General features: G+C 55.6%; 13 protein-coding genes and 1 pseudogene. 4 read left to right on the plus strand and 10 right to left on the minus strand.

The features are described from left to right. The first annotated feature begins 139 nt into the window (after positions 1–139). Positions 140–1,678 (plus strand): hypothetical protein, encoded by a 1,539-nt coding sequence (locus tag PVV54_RS18415; RefSeq protein ID WP_274906624.1) that lies wholly within the window; start codon positions 140–142, stop codon positions 1,676–1,678. 227 nt (positions 1,679–1,905) lie between these two features. Then, complete coding sequence (locus PVV54_RS18420; protein WP_023099156.1) at positions 1,906–2,601, plus strand: hypothetical protein; 696 nt, start codon at positions 1,906–1,908, stop codon at positions 2,599–2,601. Positions 2,602–2,667: 66 nt separating this feature from the next. On the opposite strand, the gene PVV54_RS18425 is transcribed toward PVV54_RS18420, so the two are convergent. The 7 genes from PVV54_RS18425 to PVV54_RS18455 form a co-directional block, all read right to left on the minus strand. Beyond that, positions 2,668–2,829, minus strand: a complete 162-nt coding sequence (locus tag PVV54_RS18425) for a type II toxin-antitoxin system CcdA family antitoxin (RefSeq protein ID WP_274906625.1) — start codon at positions 2,827–2,829, stop codon at positions 2,668–2,670. A gap of 292 nt (positions 2,830–3,121) precedes the next feature. Continuing rightward, positions 3,122–5,548 carry a DEAD/DEAH box helicase gene (locus tag PVV54_RS18430; protein WP_274906626.1) on the minus strand — a complete coding sequence of 809 codons (2,427 nt, stop codon included), beginning with the start codon at positions 5,546–5,548 and terminating at the stop codon, positions 3,122–3,124. A gap of 253 nt (positions 5,549–5,801) precedes the next feature. Further along, positions 5,802–7,742, minus strand: coding sequence for a DUF3732 domain-containing protein (locus PVV54_RS18435; RefSeq protein WP_274906627.1), 1,941 nt, complete (start codon positions 7,740–7,742; stop codon positions 5,802–5,804). Next, positions 7,739–8,224: a three component ABC system middle component gene (locus tag PVV54_RS18440; RefSeq protein ID WP_274906628.1), complete on the minus strand. Its 486-nt coding sequence runs from the start codon at positions 8,222–8,224 to the stop codon at positions 7,739–7,741. The genes PVV54_RS18435 and PVV54_RS18440 overlap by 4 nt, the downstream gene beginning before the upstream one ends. A 3-nt stretch (positions 8,225–8,227) precedes the next feature. Continuing rightward, entirely contained in the window at positions 8,228–9,439 is a 1,212-nt protein-coding gene (locus tag PVV54_RS18445; protein ID WP_274906629.1) for an ABC-three component system protein, read from the minus strand. Between the two features lie 189 nt (positions 9,440–9,628). Next, entirely contained in the window at positions 9,629–10,165 is a 537-nt protein-coding gene (locus PVV54_RS18450; RefSeq protein ID WP_274906630.1) for a hypothetical protein, read from the minus strand. A gap of 634 nt (positions 10,166–10,799) precedes the next feature. Next, positions 10,800–11,537, minus strand: coding sequence for a hypothetical protein (locus PVV54_RS18455; RefSeq protein WP_274906631.1), 738 nt, complete (start codon positions 11,535–11,537; stop codon positions 10,800–10,802). An 899-nt stretch (positions 11,538–12,436) separates the two neighbouring features. Between PVV54_RS18455 and PVV54_RS18460 the strand changes: the two genes are divergently transcribed. Then, entirely contained in the window at positions 12,437–12,793 is a 357-nt protein-coding gene (locus tag PVV54_RS18460; protein WP_274906632.1) for an antitoxin Xre/MbcA/ParS toxin-binding domain-containing protein, read from the plus strand. An 84-nt stretch (positions 12,794–12,877) separates the two neighbouring features. After that, complete coding sequence (locus PVV54_RS18465; RefSeq protein WP_274906633.1) at positions 12,878–13,339, plus strand: LacI family DNA-binding transcriptional regulator; 462 nt, start codon at positions 12,878–12,880, stop codon at positions 13,337–13,339. Positions 13,340–13,376: 37 nt separating this feature from the next. Here the strand turns inward: PVV54_RS18465 and PVV54_RS18470 are convergent, their stop codons facing one another. The 3 genes and pseudogenes from PVV54_RS18470 to PVV54_RS18480 form a co-directional block, all read right to left on the minus strand. Further along, a complete protein-coding gene (locus tag PVV54_RS18470; RefSeq protein ID WP_274906634.1) occupies positions 13,377–14,279 on the minus strand; it encodes an FRG domain-containing protein in 903 nt (300 codons plus the stop codon). Between the two features lie 220 nt (positions 14,280–14,499). After that, positions 14,500–15,060, minus strand: coding sequence for a hypothetical protein (locus PVV54_RS18475; protein WP_274906635.1), 561 nt, complete (start codon positions 15,058–15,060; stop codon positions 14,500–14,502). Between the two features lie 382 nt (positions 15,061–15,442). Further along, positions 15,443–16,411: pseudogene (locus PVV54_RS18480) on the minus strand (DUF4113 domain-containing protein); the annotation flags it as partial. Positions 16,412–16,434 lie beyond the last annotated feature (23 nt).

The following is a 16,434-nucleotide window of genomic DNA, read 5'->3' on the forward strand; positions in this document are numbered from 1 at the left end:
AAGCCAAAACCAAGGGACGTTTTTCAACCCAATCTGAACGTTGCCGTAGGTGCTACCACTCCCCCGCCAGCCAGCGCAGCGCGTTTCTGGTAGTGTCCATTTCGATGGTATCGAACACATTTGGTGAGCGGGGAATCAAGTGGATATTGGAACGGGTGGCGAGCACTACTTCATGGCAGTCTGCGCCACGCAAGGCATCACAGCCAACAAATCCCAGACCGACCGGCATGGGTGGGACGTCCTGATCGAGGTTGACCGGGCGGGGGTTCCCCTGAGCCAGGCGACGCTGCATGAGCCTGTTATCACCGGGGTAGTCCAGATCAAATCGACCACCACCAGCTCGCTCAAAGTAAGCGTTTCTCTGTCCAACCTGCGCAATATGGCAAGCAGCCCCCTCCCAGCGTTCTACCTGCTGATGGATTATTCCCAAGGGCACGTGCCGACCAGGGCCTTCCTGAGGCACGTTGACGAGGACTTGATCCGGCAGATTCTGAAGCGTGTGAACAAGCACACGGTGGCGGGCGACGAAGGCAATCTGCACAAGCGCACCATGCAAATCGATTTTGCCCTGGGCCAAGAAATCGACCTGCAGGAGGCCAGCGCACTCAGAACCGAATTCCTCCGTGCCATTGGCAACTCCCAGGCCACGTATACCGATACCAAGCAACGCTTCCTGAGAAGCGTTGGTTACGAGGATGGGGCAGGCAAAATACGCTTCCAACTGGTTGGCCGGGAAAGCGTGGAAGCCATGATTGAGGCCACCATGGGCAGAGGGGGGACGGTTGAGATGCAGGACATGCTCTTCGCTCTACAGCGGTTTGGTCTTGAGGATCCCCGAAGTCACCACCACACCCCAGTTGGAACGCTTGTCGTTGATCCCTCCCCGCCCATGGCCACGGGTACCCTCACGCTACGCAGCAGGCGCACAGGCGATAACGTCCAAGTGCCTGCAGCGGCCTACGTCAGCGCCATGTACGGCAGTGTGCCGTCGCACGTACTGCAGGCCCGTATCGATTGCGGTCTTTTTGACTGGTACCTCAGCGCGGATGGCGCGAGCGCCAAATTCGCATCAACTCTCGACCCAGAAAGCCCTGTCAAACTGGAAGACCTTCACGCCTACCTTCAGATCGTCGCCATGCTGAATCAGCCTGAAGGGCTGGGGGTGGAGTTTGAATTTGTTGGCCGCCCCCGGATCACTGCCACCATTAATAATGGTTCGAACCTGCCGGCATTTCCGGGAGCTCTGGAACTGGCCGACAGTCTGCTCAAGATAAAGACAGCATTCGGTGACCGGGGCGAGCTGAACATCAGCCTGGCGGAGCTGCTGGAAGGCTACAACGTTATTTGGCCCTTCTTTGCCTACATGAACAACAAGGCTTCAGCCAGAGTGTACTGGCCTGCAGGAGACCGAACAGAGGCCTACGAAGCGATTGTCGTGACGAAGCTAGACCTGACTGTAGACGGCAAGTGTTATCTCGCCATTCTCGCCGTCTCCGGGCAAATGACCCTCCAACCCGACGGCAGATTTTCGATGCCGTGCAAGGGTTTCGATCCGATCTACAAGACAGTCCTGCGTGCGGATGAGTGCCAGGACGAAGAGACCCTGAGACATTTGCAGCGGGTGGTCGATGATTACTCGCACACGCTGCCTGTTGTGCGACTGGCATCGTTCATCTAAAGGCACAAGCCTTCTAGCCAGACGCCCCTTTCTCGCGCTGAGTCCCCCATCAGTTGGTAGCAAAAAGGTCAAAAATAACACTGTATATACCACCAGCCATGCTCACCATTTTGGTGAGTATTTTCTAACCAGGACAGTTGCTTTATCTTCCTTGGCAGCACGCGTCGGCTGGACGGTGAAGTGTTCACCAACCGGCCTCACGATCACGAGCCAGAGGCATGACAGGGATGACCTACACAATCGACTGTTCGGAAGAAGCGATGGCCTTGCTTCACCAACTGGGGGTTCACGAAGAGTCCCCGGGAATCTGGGCGTTCTCGGACATACAGACCGCAAGTTACGGCTACCTCCACCACTCCCATAAACCGGTCGCACTTGTCGCCTACGCCACGATCAATCCCATCTTCGCAGCCGGTCGCTTTCCCGATTACACGCTGATCAATCTCGTTGAAAAAATGCCCCTCCTGGACGGTATCGAGTACACAGCCCTGGCGTTCCTTTGTGGCATACCCGCTCCGATATACCCGTCAGCCGAGCAACGCGGGAAGGTATTCGGCGAGGTTGCTTGGGATATCGTTCACCACTACAAGCTGGGCGAATGCTTCACAAAAAGTCGGCCATTCGGATTCGGTAGCCAAGCCAGTCACTACACGATGCGCCCCTGCGGCTTCGACCACGACCTCTCGGAGCCTGTCCCCGAGGCGTTGAAGGCAATGCGCAGCGCGTATCGGAAGATGAACAACGTACAGCGCGTGATGGTGCTGACACTGCTGCATCTGTATACGCAAGGGACAGATGATTTTTATCTTAAAGGTGGCTGCCCGACCAAGATATCAGCCGCCGAGGCGATCCAGGTGCTCCGCTCGGATCAAGACGCGCTCTCGATGTGGGCGCGGCTCATCACGCATTACGCGGGCTGGTGAAGCCATCCCCATGCATCAGGGTGCTCCAATGACAGGGCCTGGGCAGACTGATGAATGGCTGACAAATCAGAAGTTTCGTACGTCATCACCGAAAAGGCGCCCGTCCTCGACACGCTGGTTGTAGGCCTGGATAGCCCGCTGGTTGGCTTCAAGCCACTCAGCCCGCTGAGCCTGCTTGGCGTCGTCGGACTCATCAGTCGGATGTTTGCGATCATGATCGGTAGGCATGAGCCGTCTCCATCTAGTGCACCCGCTGATTGTATATGACCTGGCATCGGACAGGGTTTCGCCCCTAGCCCCGAGCGCCCGTGTAAACCAGATTTTTTGACCAGTAACCTTCTGAAGGTTACTGGTCAAAAAAATCTAATTTCTCCATTTAAATCAGATAGATGAGCACTATTCTCGCTAGATCTTATCAATGACGTGTAGCTGTTCAACAACCACCGATTAAAGCTGTCGCCCAAGGGCACAGTGACCAGGGGATTGGCTCAATCGGCGGCGCTGCGAGGTTCGTTCTCTTCTACGCCTCCACGAAAGGCACCAGGTAGTTGACCAATCTGTCTGCCCGTATTGGCGAGTGCTCGATTGAAAGCTGACACTGCCCTTCAAGCTCGATGTCGGTCAACTGAGACTCACACAGCTCTTTCAGCAATACCCTGGATTCAGCAACCAGTTGGTTCAACCGATCAAGCGTGAGCGCATAGCTCTCGTTCGCTGACGCTGCAGGGGTTGCCTTGTTCGTGGGGTGCACCACCACACGATGACTTGAGTAGCCGGGGTAGTTTCGGACAAACCACTGTTCTGCGACCAGAAGCTGACCATGCTCCTCCTTGGTCAACGGGTTTTTTTCCTGTTTGCGGCTTTTTGCTTCCAGGATCAGAGCAGTCTTGTTGGGGAGCAGCCAAAGCACATCTGGCCCTTCCCCACCAACGTCATGGCGCTCTGTAGTAAGCCCTATCAAGGTACCGAGTTCTGCGAGCGCCTGCTCGAACTGATTGGCAGAGGCGCTGCCGTGCAACTTGGACACCACCTCCTCAAAGCGTTGAAGCAGGCCACGCCTGATCCGGTATCCACGTAGCTGAGAGGCAATCGCTGCGCCTTGTGCACCAGGAGACGCCAGGGGCCGGTAGGGAGGAGCCGTACGTGGACGCAAAAGGTTGCGGTTCGCCGAAAACGCCGATCGTTGGAGCTCGTCACTGCGCTCGGTTTGCCCCCAGTTTTCTGCGATACGGCCTGCCAATTGGTACAACCAGCCACGTGTCTGGTCATCCACCGCGCCCTGAGCACCTGCTACCTGATCCAGGCGTTCGATCGCTTTGTCGTAAAAGCCGTCGGCCCAAAGGTTGAAGGCCTTGCGCTCCGTTGAGGCCGTATTGAACCGCTTCGGGTCGGGCGCCTCTGGCCCAACGTTTTCCGCAAGGGTTGCGGCATGGTACTCAACCCATCCGATGTCCCGATTGATGCTGAGCGCGATTGTATTGGTCAACTCGTTGACGTCACTGACTTCTTTGCTGACCGTCGACCCCATTTCGAGCTGTGCCCGAGTCGCGCTCGTGAGCAGCCTGAAGTTCGCGTCCTTGGCAATCCAACCAGCCAAGTCCGAGCCAAGCAGCAGCACTACGCAATGGTCGCCAGCCCCACGCGCTCCGCGTCCGATCCCCTGCTCTATCCGCTGAGCGAGCATGCGACTGATGGTAGCTCCACCATAGAGGGTCGCAGCACGTAACAGCTCATAATCAGACGTGCCGGAGGGAAGCCCTTCCATCACCAGGACTCTGCAAGAGTCACCGGGTAGATCAATTCCATCGTAACGGTTGGCAAATACGAATGGCCCATTGGTTCTACGCGACTGCAACGCCTCGATCGCGATCTCCACCTGGTCTGAGCCTTCCGCGAACTGGGCAGTGTCAGTCCATGCCTGCGCAGCATAGTTGGCGTGTACCAAAGCCACCGCCCCAAGGTTCATCCCAGCCACTTGCTTGAGCGTTGACTTAGCGACCTGTTGCGGATCGAAATCGAAGGGCATCAGACTTGGGATCAGGATCATCCGCTCACTGATTCCCGCGAGAGACCTAGAGGTTAACGCGTTGTTTACGAGCTGAGGATCGGCGTCGAATGTGCGGACAATTTCACTATCGTCAGCGATGGTCGCCGACATGTAGATACGTCGTGGAGCATCAGCGAATGTGGGGAAATTGTTTACCTGGGGCAGAACACTCGTAATGGTGAAAGCTTTGCCACTGATCAGCGCATGGCACAGATGCAGATTGTCTCGCAGCAATGGCCAAGCATACGGAACGTTCGCACCGTCGCCTCGCAACATTCCCCGTACGGTATCCAACTGCTCATTCCAGGCCCAATAAGGTACTTCCACAACGCCGCTGTTGAGGCCTGAAACGGTGTCGTCAAAAGTGCCTAGTCGATCGATGTCTCGAAAAGCATTGCGGAACAAGGTGCACAGCGCCTCGTACATTTCCTTGTCTTTCTCAGAGGAAACCTCAAGGGTGAACGACTCGCGCACCACAGAGAATGCTACGTGGGCGTCATCGAGGATTACGGCACCTACTCGAATGGGCATTTTCTGCCCACGAACCCCAAACTTGCTATGGCCGTTGAACAAAGCTTTGTACGAGGCGACCATGACAGCCTTGCCGTTCACAAAGTCGTCGTGCAGGGGCTGACCTCGTATGTATGGGACAGCGAGAATCCCCAGCGATTTCGCCTTTTCCAAGGTCTGTTTGACTAACTGCGTGGTCGGAGCCAGATACAGAACGGGCTCTTTGAGGTCATTCAGGGTCGACTGCGCAATCAGCAGACCAACCAAGGTCTTCCCGCCCCCGGTGTGCAGCTTGACCACCGTGTCACGCTCATCCTTTCTCTGGAACCACGCCTCCAGCACCTCTGCTTGACTGGTGTACAGATCATTGATGCCCTGAGGTTTGGGCATGCGCCTGAAGATCTCCAGGGGATCGATAGGTGCAGGTCGCTGAGACTGCGATCTGAGTTTGTTGAAGTCCACCATCCTTGTTTACCTCGCAGTCGCTGTTGAGCTTTAGTCGCTCATGTTCATTGGGTTATATCTCATCTTCTACGATTACTTGTTCTGCTTTGCCATGCTGGATACCCGCGATCCAGCCACGGGACTATTCCCAGCTTGGGCTATAAATGCGCTCGCCGCATTAGGCCATATTTGTGAGCTGTCAAATGGTGTCTGGCCTCCTAGGCCAATCCCGAGGAATCAAGGCATCCTCAGAGAGCTTGTTCCACCGCTTGCGAGTAGCGGCGACGTAACGGTGGTCATCGCCGAAGAAGGCGTGCTCAATCAGCAGTACCTGCAGACCTTCCTGGGCAGCCGTCTCATTGAAAAGGAAGTCGATGTGTCGACGCATGGCCGATACCTCTTCGTTTTCTCCAATCGACGACTCGTCTTCCCCACGTTGCGGGTAGTAAGGTCGGCTAATCTGGTCGAACGCGAGGAAGGCTGGTACTGGAGCATTGATTTCACCCAAGTACTTCTGCAGCGCGAAGGACAGGGCAATATGGATCGCCAGGTAGTTTTCGTCCGACCCTGCATCATGCAGCCGGAGAACGGCTCCTGTGCCCTCCTCGATAATCGCGACCTCAGGTGGTTTGGAGGAAAACTCAAGGTCTGCCCCAATGCATGGCGCGACCGTAGGCAACTTTGCGAACGCCTCCGACAGGTATTGCGACACCTTGCGTTCGGCGCGCGAGAGCAACACTTGCTTGGAGTTACTGTCGATCAGCGCTTCGAGCCTGTGAATCTGCTCATGCAGCACGCTCAGGTCAGAGCCTGGTTGGGGCCTGGTCGGATTCATCTCCAAAAACTGTGACACCTTACCCAGCAGGTGCGAATGGTATCGGGCCAAGCTATCCATTTGCTTGGCTTCATCACTTTGCCGAACCCAAGTCTTGATGCGCTCATCGGTTTCACGCAGCTTGATATTCAGTCGATCGATCTCGATCTGCAACGAGTCTTCATGTTCGATCAAGCGCGGCCTGACACTCTCTACCGCAACGCTTTCCGATCGCACGATCTTGATGGACTGGTGGATCGCTTCAGAGATCGCAATGCCACGCTCCGTCGGTGTGTCGCACAACGGACAGGTGCCAGAAGCTGGCTGAAGATGCTCGGCGATCTTCAGTTTCTCGTACTGGCGTTGGACAGCGCCCTGAAAACCCACCATGTCCTGAAGCGCCGACCGGGTCGCACGGGATTGCCTGCGCGCTTTCTCGATGTCACTCAGTAGGCTGCGCCGCTTTTCGTACAGGTTACCTAGCTCGCTTTCGTTGGGGTTCGACACCACTTTGGCATTGATCCGCTTGACCCGTTGCAGGATGGCTTCCAATTCCTGCTCGGTAGCATCGTCCGAGGGGAGGTCGCACAGGCCGCTGCGACTAGCATCGAGCAGCAAGCGCATGGCGTGTTTTTTGTACTCGCTGCCGGCTGCCTGGCGAGTTCGCTGCTGTCGCTCCTCTCGCTCAAGCTGCTTGCGAAGATCGCGCAAACGCCGCTCCTGGAGCACGCTGTCCTCGTTCACGACCCGCAAGAAATAGGGCATCGTCTCGATGATCGCCGGAGCTTCGTCAGCCTGATCCAGCCCATGAAGCAAAGCCGTTTCGTTATAGATGACATCCTTGGGAACGAACATGTAGGCCGTGGCGTGGCGCACCGTTGGGCGCCATTTACGGGCGATCTTGTCATCGGAGACGTCAGACACACCGCCGATGCCAAATGCTCGTTCGATGAATGCTTTACCCGCATCGACCGTCGTAGCACCTTGGAGCTGGTCAACAGCTTCGGGAATTGGCAAATTCCGCCCATTGCTGACGAACATCTTGGTGCTGGTGCCTTGGCCAACAGGCGGGACGAGGCGAGCCGTAATCATTTGCGCGCCATCCAGCACCCACTTCACACCGACCGCCACACTGTGGCGTTTCACATGAGCTGCGAGTTCGCACTTGCTGGAGCCAAGGCAGTAATCGATGGCTTTGATCAGGGTTGATTTACCGGTACCGGAGGCACCGGTAAAAATGTTCACCTCACCGAGCCGCAGATCAAGGATGCGAACCCGCCCGCCATCGCCGATGAAAAAGATGTTTGAGATGTTCCAGCGGCTCACAATTCTAGCCCCATCATGTCGAATACAGTCCGTGTAGTGCCGGCCAGGGCAAACCAGCAGCCCAGGCGGTCAATGTTCTTGAAAATGTTCCGGGTCTCCTCACTCAATTGCTTGGTGAGAACTTTGCGCAACGAGGCTGCGCCCAAGACGAGTCGACCTTCGGCATTGACCATGAGCAATTGGCTGAAGCATGCAAACTGGATCGCCTGGGTAACGATATCCAGGGAGCCATTCACTCGATCTGCAAGCCGGATCTGAATGAAGGGGCTTCGATGCAGCCACTCCAATAGGCCCGTCCTTCGATCGGTACCCGCAAAGGTAGACGCTAGGTCACCTGACAGTGCCAGCGGCAAGGCTGCGTAGCACAACGTGAGGTCTGGCGGCGTGTTGCTGCGAGAACAGTACTCTGAAACAAAGTGGGTCAGTAACGCAGCACAATAGGCCGGGTTGGTTTCGGCATAGATATCGTGGGCAATGGCCATGCTCTAATCCTTGAGGAGGTTCAGATAGTCGACATGCCACCCCACAAGCCGGTCGATCGCCAACACTTGGTAAGTGCCCCGCACGTAATAGTGCCCGCTCCAGCTCGGCGCAATCGGCTCGACATCCTTGGGGGCATGGTCATGAGCCCAGCGCAGAAGCTCCAGCCCTTTGGCCTCGACTTCGAGATGATCTAAACCCTCACAATCTTCTGCCATTCGAGAGTGGAGATCCGACCAACGCTCGGTGAGCTTTGCGTCATAACTGACGATCTTCGACCGCATCTGAGGTTTTTCGACAATCCACTTCGCCCGTTGCTGCGTCGCCCTCCATTGCTCACGGACAGCCTTGGTGACATCAGTGGGTCTTCCCCGAACCAAAGCGATCTGGCGATAGAGCATACCGTCAGACTCATAGTCATCGGGATGGTTGACCATGTCGAAATCAGCGATCAGCTTTTCGTCGTCCAGATGCGCGATGATGGAGGAGATGCTGTGTTCCATTTCGCTGCGCTGAATCACCCGGTCGCGCTTGCCACACAGGGTGTACACCACCTGCTGATCCCACCACGCAAGCAGTCGCTCAGCCGCTTGGGAGCGCTGATCCTTCGGAAGCAAGTGCAGATGTTTGGAGAGCGCCTCAGGGATCTGCCCAATCGTGACAGTGCCATGCTGAATGCGGATTCGTCGTAGCAGACTCGATCGGGTTGATGGGTCAAGGTTAAGGAATGCCTCACAGCCCGCAACACGTGGTGCATGCGGAAGTTTGTCACCTGCAGCCTTCGCAGCGGTGCGCTCATCAACGACACGGCTGGCTTCCTCAAGCATCGCCTTGAGCAAGGTCTCTCGATTCGCCTGAGGGTCACACAGAGCCATCAAGGGAGAGTCGCTGGATACGCTGCCGACCGAAACAAGGCAGAAGGTCGTATCAGCAAGTGACACGAGCGGGATGGCATCAATCCATACCTTGATTGTTTTCCACAACGCTACGCAAGCCAGTGTGACGGGGGGCGGATTTTCTTGGACGGAATGCTTGAGTTGGTAAAGAAGGGTCTGGCCGTTAGCCGTGAGCTCTACGTCGTCCAGCCTTTCGATTGCCACCGCAGCGTCATCATTCGTCTGCGATATCAGCGTCAGTAGAGCGAACTGGCTCTGGAAATAAAATCCCAAAGCGGCTGCGGACGCCTCATGAATCGTGTTTGATTCTGCACCTTCCATCACCCGAACAAACGCCTCCATGGTGCAATAATGCGATCCAATTTAGTCGCAAAATGATACCAGAGTGCCACTGTCAAATCACAGGTGAGCACCGGTTTGAGGTGAAAACGAAGGTCGACTAGGCAACCGGAGAAACTCGGCAAATAGTCTTCACCCACACCCTCGATGCGCTTGAGTCGAGCGTTAGACTCATTTGACGATCAGCGTCTCGACGCCCGTGACCGGATCACGAGAGGATTCAATCACGCTGGGGTTATCGTTGCCGATTTGCCTGAACAGCGCGATCACCTCATCGATGTCCATGAAGAGCAAAAACTTGTCTTTCTCACGGTCTGAGGTGAAGAAAAATCCGGACAGCCCGCCTTCTTCCGAGACACAGGGTGCGAATATGAAGCTGTGTATGACCCCGCCGCAAACGAAGGGAATGCTCCGCTTTTCTTGATTGTATTTGCTGAAGTCATAGAGCTCGTCAAGCCTATGATTATTACGCCAGGTCACAGGCTTGAGGTTGGCGAACTTGCTGACCGCGAGCAGCATGGTTCGTGTCTGATCCGTCACCTTCGTGGGGGTTTCAGTCAGCCTTCTGACCGAGTAAAAACCTATGAAGATATCCCGCTCGATCTGGGCAAGCTGAGCTTCAGAGAGCTCCTGGGTCGCCTTGTGAGCCGCGAGGCGCTTGGCCAGTTTCAGCAGAGGTAGCTTCCAGTTTTCACTTTCCCAAACCATTGAGTAAGCCCCCCCCAAGGATTGCGCCTGCGTCCAGCATGGCCGCCCTACAACCCGAGATCCACCGCGAATCGTGCATCCCTCATCTCATCAGTTGCCAATTGATCGCTGACCAGACGCTGCAAGACACAATAGTAGAGATAATCGCGTTTATGCTGCCGCACCCAGAGAACGGATGCCAGCGGGTCATCATTGCCCCAGCCGTCGTTCAGACAAACCTGCAGGGCCCTGAAGGCCGCGTCGCCCACGCTTGTTCGGTATAGCCGAGTCATGTCGTCATGCCCAGGCGGACGCGCATAGGTGTGAAGCGCACCACGAATGACATCTTGCAAAGACTGCCCATACGATCGAGCAGCACAATGCCAGAGCTCATTTTCCAGCTCAGCCCGTTCCACGGCACGCTCCCAACAAATTAGACCGGGATGCAATTTCCACGTAAATCAGCCTCTGTGCCACTGCTCATGGACGCGAGAGCGAGATCGCTTACACCGTTTATTCAGTAACGAAGTTGCCATGAGGCGCCTTGTTTATCAGGCCATGCCCAGCCACCTCGTTACGCTGCAGAGCGCCCTGAGCAAGGACAGTGTTGGGTATGGCTGCTGACCGTGGCCCAGACGTTTCTGAAAGACAGCCTTCAGGACTGACTGGCGTAGCTGCACATCAACTGAGAGATGATGGGTTCCTGGACATACGAGACCATCGCGCTCAAGAGCACCATCCCAACCGCCGTGGATAGCCAAGCACGCGTGCGTCCAAAGTCATGAAGAACGCGCTGCATTTTGATGACGCCAAGGAGGATGAACAATATGTACCCAAACAAGACTAGGTAATCGGAGACCGTTGCCATCTGGCTTTGACGGATTGCAGCCGTGACAGCTTGGTCATAGCTGAGCGAAGCACAAGTCTGCGTCATGGCCTTCAAGCGTGCGCCTAGCGCTGGCATCTCAAACATCTTGAGTACCACCAGCCAGCCCGAGAGGTAGAAAAAGGTGTTCACGCTGGCCAACATTTCACGTCGGCTCCCCACCAGACGAGCAGCCAATCCAAAACACACCCCATAACACGCAACGAGAAGCCAGTTTGCCAACGTCATGACACCGGCGAACTCTACAGTTGGGATGATCCCTGCTGAACGGGAAGCCGGCAATCCCAATACACCCAACCCAATCGCAACGACGATTCCGAACAACCAAGCCCGTGAGCACATGCCCTTGCGCTCTTTCATCTCTTTAAAGAACGAATCTTTCGACTGCATGAGAGCTCGCGCATCGGTGGCGGATGCACACACGGTGGGCCACATTTTTTCCAGGAAAAATCCTGCTATTTTTTCCACATTGCTATCTCTACAGATCGGCAACTGCACACCCGGCACGCACGATTCCGTGGGCCTGTTTCACTTAGCGCAAGCTCGCCGACGAGGCTGTACACCTCGGGTTGTACGACATTGGGAATTGAGTGAACGGAGTTGTCCGTACTCAAAAATTCAGTTGACCTTAGCTTTTTTGGTTTCAAAGAAAAAGCAGTTCGGCCTGGCGGCCTTAATACCGATCTCTCTAGCCCCTGGCGGGGCAACCTCATGGTGTCTTCAGCACCGTGTCTGAAATTCCAAAACGCAAACCTCAAAAGCAACAGAAAACAGCAGAGCGGATCGCCGCATGCCTCCCTGAAAAAGGTGTCTGATGGATCACCGCTTTTTTTTTGCTCTCAAATATAAAAACTCCGTCGCGCTTAAAATTTTTCAAGGGGGTGGGGTGCGAAAGTCGTCGCATATTCGACTTTTTTGTCGCACTGGCGACAGTTTGTACGAAGCTGTCCGAAGATACCCGACAAATCCGATTCACTGCACCTCATGAGTTAAAAATCCCAGCACGATCAAATTTGTCGGCAAACTGCTCGAACCGAGTCAGGTTTGCAGCTTTTCGATACCCCTTGTGAGACAGGCTGTTTACGGTCTCGGCGGTCTCAAAAAATAGCGCTCGACTCGTGATTCGCGGCAGAGCCAATGAGCACAATATGCCTAGCCCTACTTGGCAGGTTCAAGGCGGCTCCGGTGAATCGGGGGTATAGGACTGCGAGCGCTGGAAGCGGTAGGACTACCCATCGGTCTCGGAAAAATGGACAACGAAGAGAAAATCTCAAGCTGCTGACTGGTGTGGGTTTGGCTTACAAATTTTCGGTCGAGCTCACATGCTCAGAACCTACCTACCCATGCTGCCTTGTAAATGCCCGTATCATCTATCGGGACGCCCACCAGACCGCGAGAGGATTGACATGCTGATTGTGCTCGAATTGAACGGCAACGACGCAGAAGCGCTCCTGCATCATTGTACCGATCACCACCCTAACTCGGGGGATTTTCGACATGACTCTCGCCTTGCAGAAGCGTTAGAAACCCTCGCAACAGCGGTCAAAAACGCCATGAGCGGACAGGCATTAAGCAATCAGCCTACGGACATTATCGATTCCAGATTGATGGAGGCTGCGATCAGGCTGTTCAACGAGGAAGTTGTCGCAATCCAATGGCTGCAAAGGCCATTGAGGGCCCTCGGCCAAAAGCGTCCTATCGACGTTGATGTCGACACGGCCCTCGATTTGATTGGCCGCTTGGAGCATGGCTTTGGTGCCTAGAGGAACAATCAAAATCGTTCGATTACATCTGCGCGGGCGCGGACTGTACTGTCCGGCGAGCACGGCTTATAGTCGTGCCCGCCTATGAAGAAGCCATTTACCACACTCGAAGACGTCGCCCTCGCAGCGGGCATGTCCCGCGCGCAGACCTCCCGTGCGTTACGGGGTGATCCGGGAGTTCGCGCTGGAACCCGCGATCGCATCGCCAAGATTGCGGAGCAACTCGGCTATCGTCCCAACCTTGCGGCGCGAAGCTTGGTGTCTGCCCACTCATCCATGGTGGGTTTGCTCATTGGCGACCCGAACAACCCATTCCATGTCGAACTCGCACAATCGATTGATCGCGAGCTGATCGCTGCGGGTTTCGAGCCTATGACTACCCTCAGGGCCTCGGACGACACCTCCGTGAACAGCGCAGTGGAAAGGCTGCTGCGGGTGCGCGCGGCAGGCGTCATCCTCATCGCCAACTCGCTGTCTGCCAAAGCCATTGCGCCGTGGTTTCCCAAAGGCGAGCTACTTGATCCATGTTTAGAAATGGCCACTTAGCGGTGGCCATGCCGCTGCAATGGGTGGCACCGGCTGGCTACTTGGTGGCCCGCTTAGCCGCTTTTTTTCTGCGTGAGCTTGCGTATCTATGGTTGGCGGCGTTCGCAATATCCTTGGCAATCGAATCCAGGCTGGGATAGATAAAGCTTTCGTTAATACCCATCCTCGCCAGGCTTGCCAAAATATCTCTCGTAGCCGTGTAGGGTATGAAAATTTTGGTGATCAGGTCTTGTAAGGCGGTGTAATAGTCGAGCGGCGGGATTTGTGCGCCATGCAGGGTAAATGCACCGCTTTGCGCACGGATACGAGTTGTCATGTGTGGGGCAGAGATGCAGACAGGAAGCGTAGTGGTGTCCTTCGACATCGGGTCGATGTACTTATCCCAAGCATCTGCATTCGAGGCGATATCTATCGTTCGAGAAGTTAGAACTGTCTTTTTATTGATCTTCGATGGCTCGATGGAAAAGACTGCGAAGCCTTCTTCACTCAGGTGATCCTCTTCAAAACGCTCACATTCTGCGATCCCATCACCTTTGCGTACCAGAGCCCCTTGAGCCGCGAAGTACAGGGCAACCAGAGCATTGGTTGACCAGTCCAGCAATCGGGTCGGTAGGCCATGATGTTGGGCGATAAACATCCATTCGAACTCGTTCGAGGGCTGTTGCTCAAGGAACGGTCTGGCGAGCTGCTTGAATTCTTGCAGCATCCTTTCTGAGTCAGGGCCTGAGAAAGTCCCGCCGCTGCTGATCGTCACTACCGAGTCATCAATCTCTCGCCCGAGGTAATCGTGAGACTGGTGGATGTTCCGCAGCGCACCAGGTATGAGCTGATGACTAGCATTAGATTGGCCGCGAAACCACAGTGAATTAGGCTCATCAGCCTCCAAGCCGTCAATGATCGCTACGAATTCTACGAGCGTCCGAGCTGTGTAAGTCTTCACGTTAGCCTCTAGCTAAAGGGAGTGGGGGAACACCAGTTTTTGTACAAAGCACGCATGACTGCGTCGCAATCGGTCGATGAGGTGCGCCAAACGCTGAAAATCTGATCCTATCGCTCACACCTCACACCAGCCTTGGCCTGCACCGGGCACGGCTACGGATCTGGGGACATTCTCCGGTTATGGTAAGTCATCTTGAACGGATAGGCCGGCGCTCGATGCTTTACTGCTGAAATTTCTCCAGATGGCTTTGCAGGCCTGTGGCCAGTTCGATGTAGGAATGCACCGAGTCCAGGGTTGGCTCCGCGCCTACCGCATGAGCGGCATCGTTCCGAAGACGTCGTAGTTCGTGGTAGAGCGTAACCTGTGTCTCGCTCAATGCACCGATACCCGACAACGCCTGCGCCAGGCGAGCTGCAGTTATATAGGTCTTGCCTGGATCTGCTGAGCTTCGAGCCAGCGCTGCTCGACCCGCCGCCTCGACGCGTACCCAGGATTCCTGAATAGCTGAGCGCGGATGAACTGCTGCGAGCTCGAACAGGAATTCTTTAGAGGCCCTGACCTCGGGGCTCAAAGGCGGGACGGGCTTTGCAGGCTCGTCGACCATCTCTTTGAGCTGATTCACGTCTCGTTCGAACTCAGCCTCAACAGGGCCTGCTTTGAGCTTTTTTAGGAAAGGCGCCAACGCCTTCAATTCTGGCCTCAGTAACACCAGAACAGTCACAACGACCACCGGCCACGCTAATGCCTTGATCAGTTCGGAAATAAAGGTAAGAACGTCCATTGCCCATCCCTGGTGAGTCTCGTACACAAAGCAAATCAGGCAGAGAAAGGGCCACCGCCCCACCAAAACCTGACCAAGCATAGACCGCGATCCTGAAGCAGCCAGCGCTTTCGCTCAAGGTGAAGCTGATCCGCCTGGATGCTCTGCACCTTCAGGTTCGGGATGTGCCAGGGCTAAGGGTGTATAAGCGGTCATTGAGCACACCCTCATTGCGCAGGAAGAGGATTGCTCAATATTGGCGAGGCCTCTAGCACGGGCCTCTGGCGCGAATTATTGCTGAGCCATAATTCCCAATAATTCCCTGGAGAGCGCTTGCCAGCGGCTGTATTCGCTCCGGCAGTACGGCCATGAAGGTGTGCCGGCTGCTGTTCAAGCGCGGTCGTCATTTCGCCTGCACTGTCCACAACTGATCAATTCGAGTGGTGTAGCTCTGACTCATCATCTCCCGGCGCATGGCCCATTCGGGATTTGAGGGCACGCTGGCAAGGCGCAGCGTTCCCCTGCCCCACCTTTCATTGACCTCATCCAGGACATTCATCAGCGTATCGGCTATCACGGGCTGCGACCGCGCGAACAGATCACCCGTGAACTCACCTGGCTGGCGTAAATCCATGAGCAGCACTTCCGCCTTGCTGTATTTGTAGCCGGGTTGGAAGAGCCGATTGACTGCCTCGGTGGACGCTTTCGTCAACAGCCGCACATCATTCGTGGGGTAAGGCAGCTCAACCAAAGCGCCGTTTGCGTAATGGGCTTCATTGGGGTTGAACATGCCAGTACGAATACTCACTCTGATTTTTTTGCACCGGGAGTTCTGAGCGCGAAGCTTCTCAGCGGCCCTATGGGTGTAGGTCGCCACGGCCTCCCTGATCGGTTCGATATCCGTCAGGCGCTTACCGAACATTCGGCTGCAGCAGATTTCTTGTCTCGGCGGATCCGCTTCCTCTAGCTCAAGGCAGGGCGTGCCGGCCAGTTCGCGCGCGGTCTTCTCGATCACGACGCTGAACTTCTGCCGGAGCGTCCAGGCATCGGCCCTGGCCAAGTCCATTGCACTCTTGATGCCCATAGCTTCGAGGTGCGCCTTCATCCTTTTGCCCACGCCCCAGACTTCACCCACGTCGGTGTTGCGAAGCGTCCAGTCGCGGTTACGTTGATCGCAAAGATCCACCACGCCCCCTGTCCTGTCGATCAGTCGCTTTGCCGTGTGGTTGGCGAGCTTGGCCAGCGTCTTGGTGTGCGCGATGCCGACACCCACCGGAATCCCCGTGCACTGAAGAATGGTCGCCCGAATCTTTCGCCCAAACGCTATGAGGTCTCCGGGGATCCCCGTGAGATCAGCGAAGGCTTCATCCACTTAAAGGAAAGATTGCTATCCAT

Origin of the sequence: Pseudomonas sp. PSKL.D1 (assembly GCF_028898945.1) — a bacterium.
Taxonomy (GTDB): Bacteria; Pseudomonadota; Gammaproteobacteria; order Pseudomonadales; family Pseudomonadaceae; genus Aquipseudomonas.

Bases quoted from the DNA above. Each gene is read 5' to 3' on its own strand.
- PVV54_RS18420 (WP_023099156.1), top strand. From the start codon at position 1,906: ATGACCTACACAATCGACTGTTCGGAAGAAGCGATGGCCTTGCTTCAC.
- PVV54_RS18425 (WP_274906625.1), bottom strand. From the start codon at position 2,829: ATGCCTACCGATCATGATCGCAAACATCCGACTGATGAGTCCGACGAC.
- PVV54_RS18430 (WP_274906626.1), bottom strand. From the start codon at position 5,548: ATGCCCAAACCTCAGGGCATCAATGATCTGTACACCAGTCAAGCAGAG.
- PVV54_RS18440 (WP_274906628.1), bottom strand. From the start codon at position 8,224: ATGGCCATTGCCCACGATATCTATGCCGAAACCAACCCGGCCTATTGT.
- PVV54_RS18445 (WP_274906629.1), bottom strand. From the start codon at position 9,439: ATGGAAGGTGCAGAATCAAACACGATTCATGAGGCGTCCGCAGCCGCT.
- PVV54_RS18450 (WP_274906630.1), bottom strand. From the start codon at position 10,165: ATGGTTTGGGAAAGTGAAAACTGGAAGCTACCTCTGCTGAAACTGGCC.
- PVV54_RS18460 (WP_274906632.1), top strand. From the start codon at position 12,437: ATGCTGATTGTGCTCGAATTGAACGGCAACGACGCAGAAGCGCTCCTG.
- PVV54_RS18465 (WP_274906633.1), top strand. From the start codon at position 12,878: ATGAAGAAGCCATTTACCACACTCGAAGACGTCGCCCTCGCAGCGGGC.
- PVV54_RS18475 (WP_274906635.1), bottom strand. From the start codon at position 15,060: ATGGACGTTCTTACCTTTATTTCCGAACTGATCAAGGCATTAGCGTGG.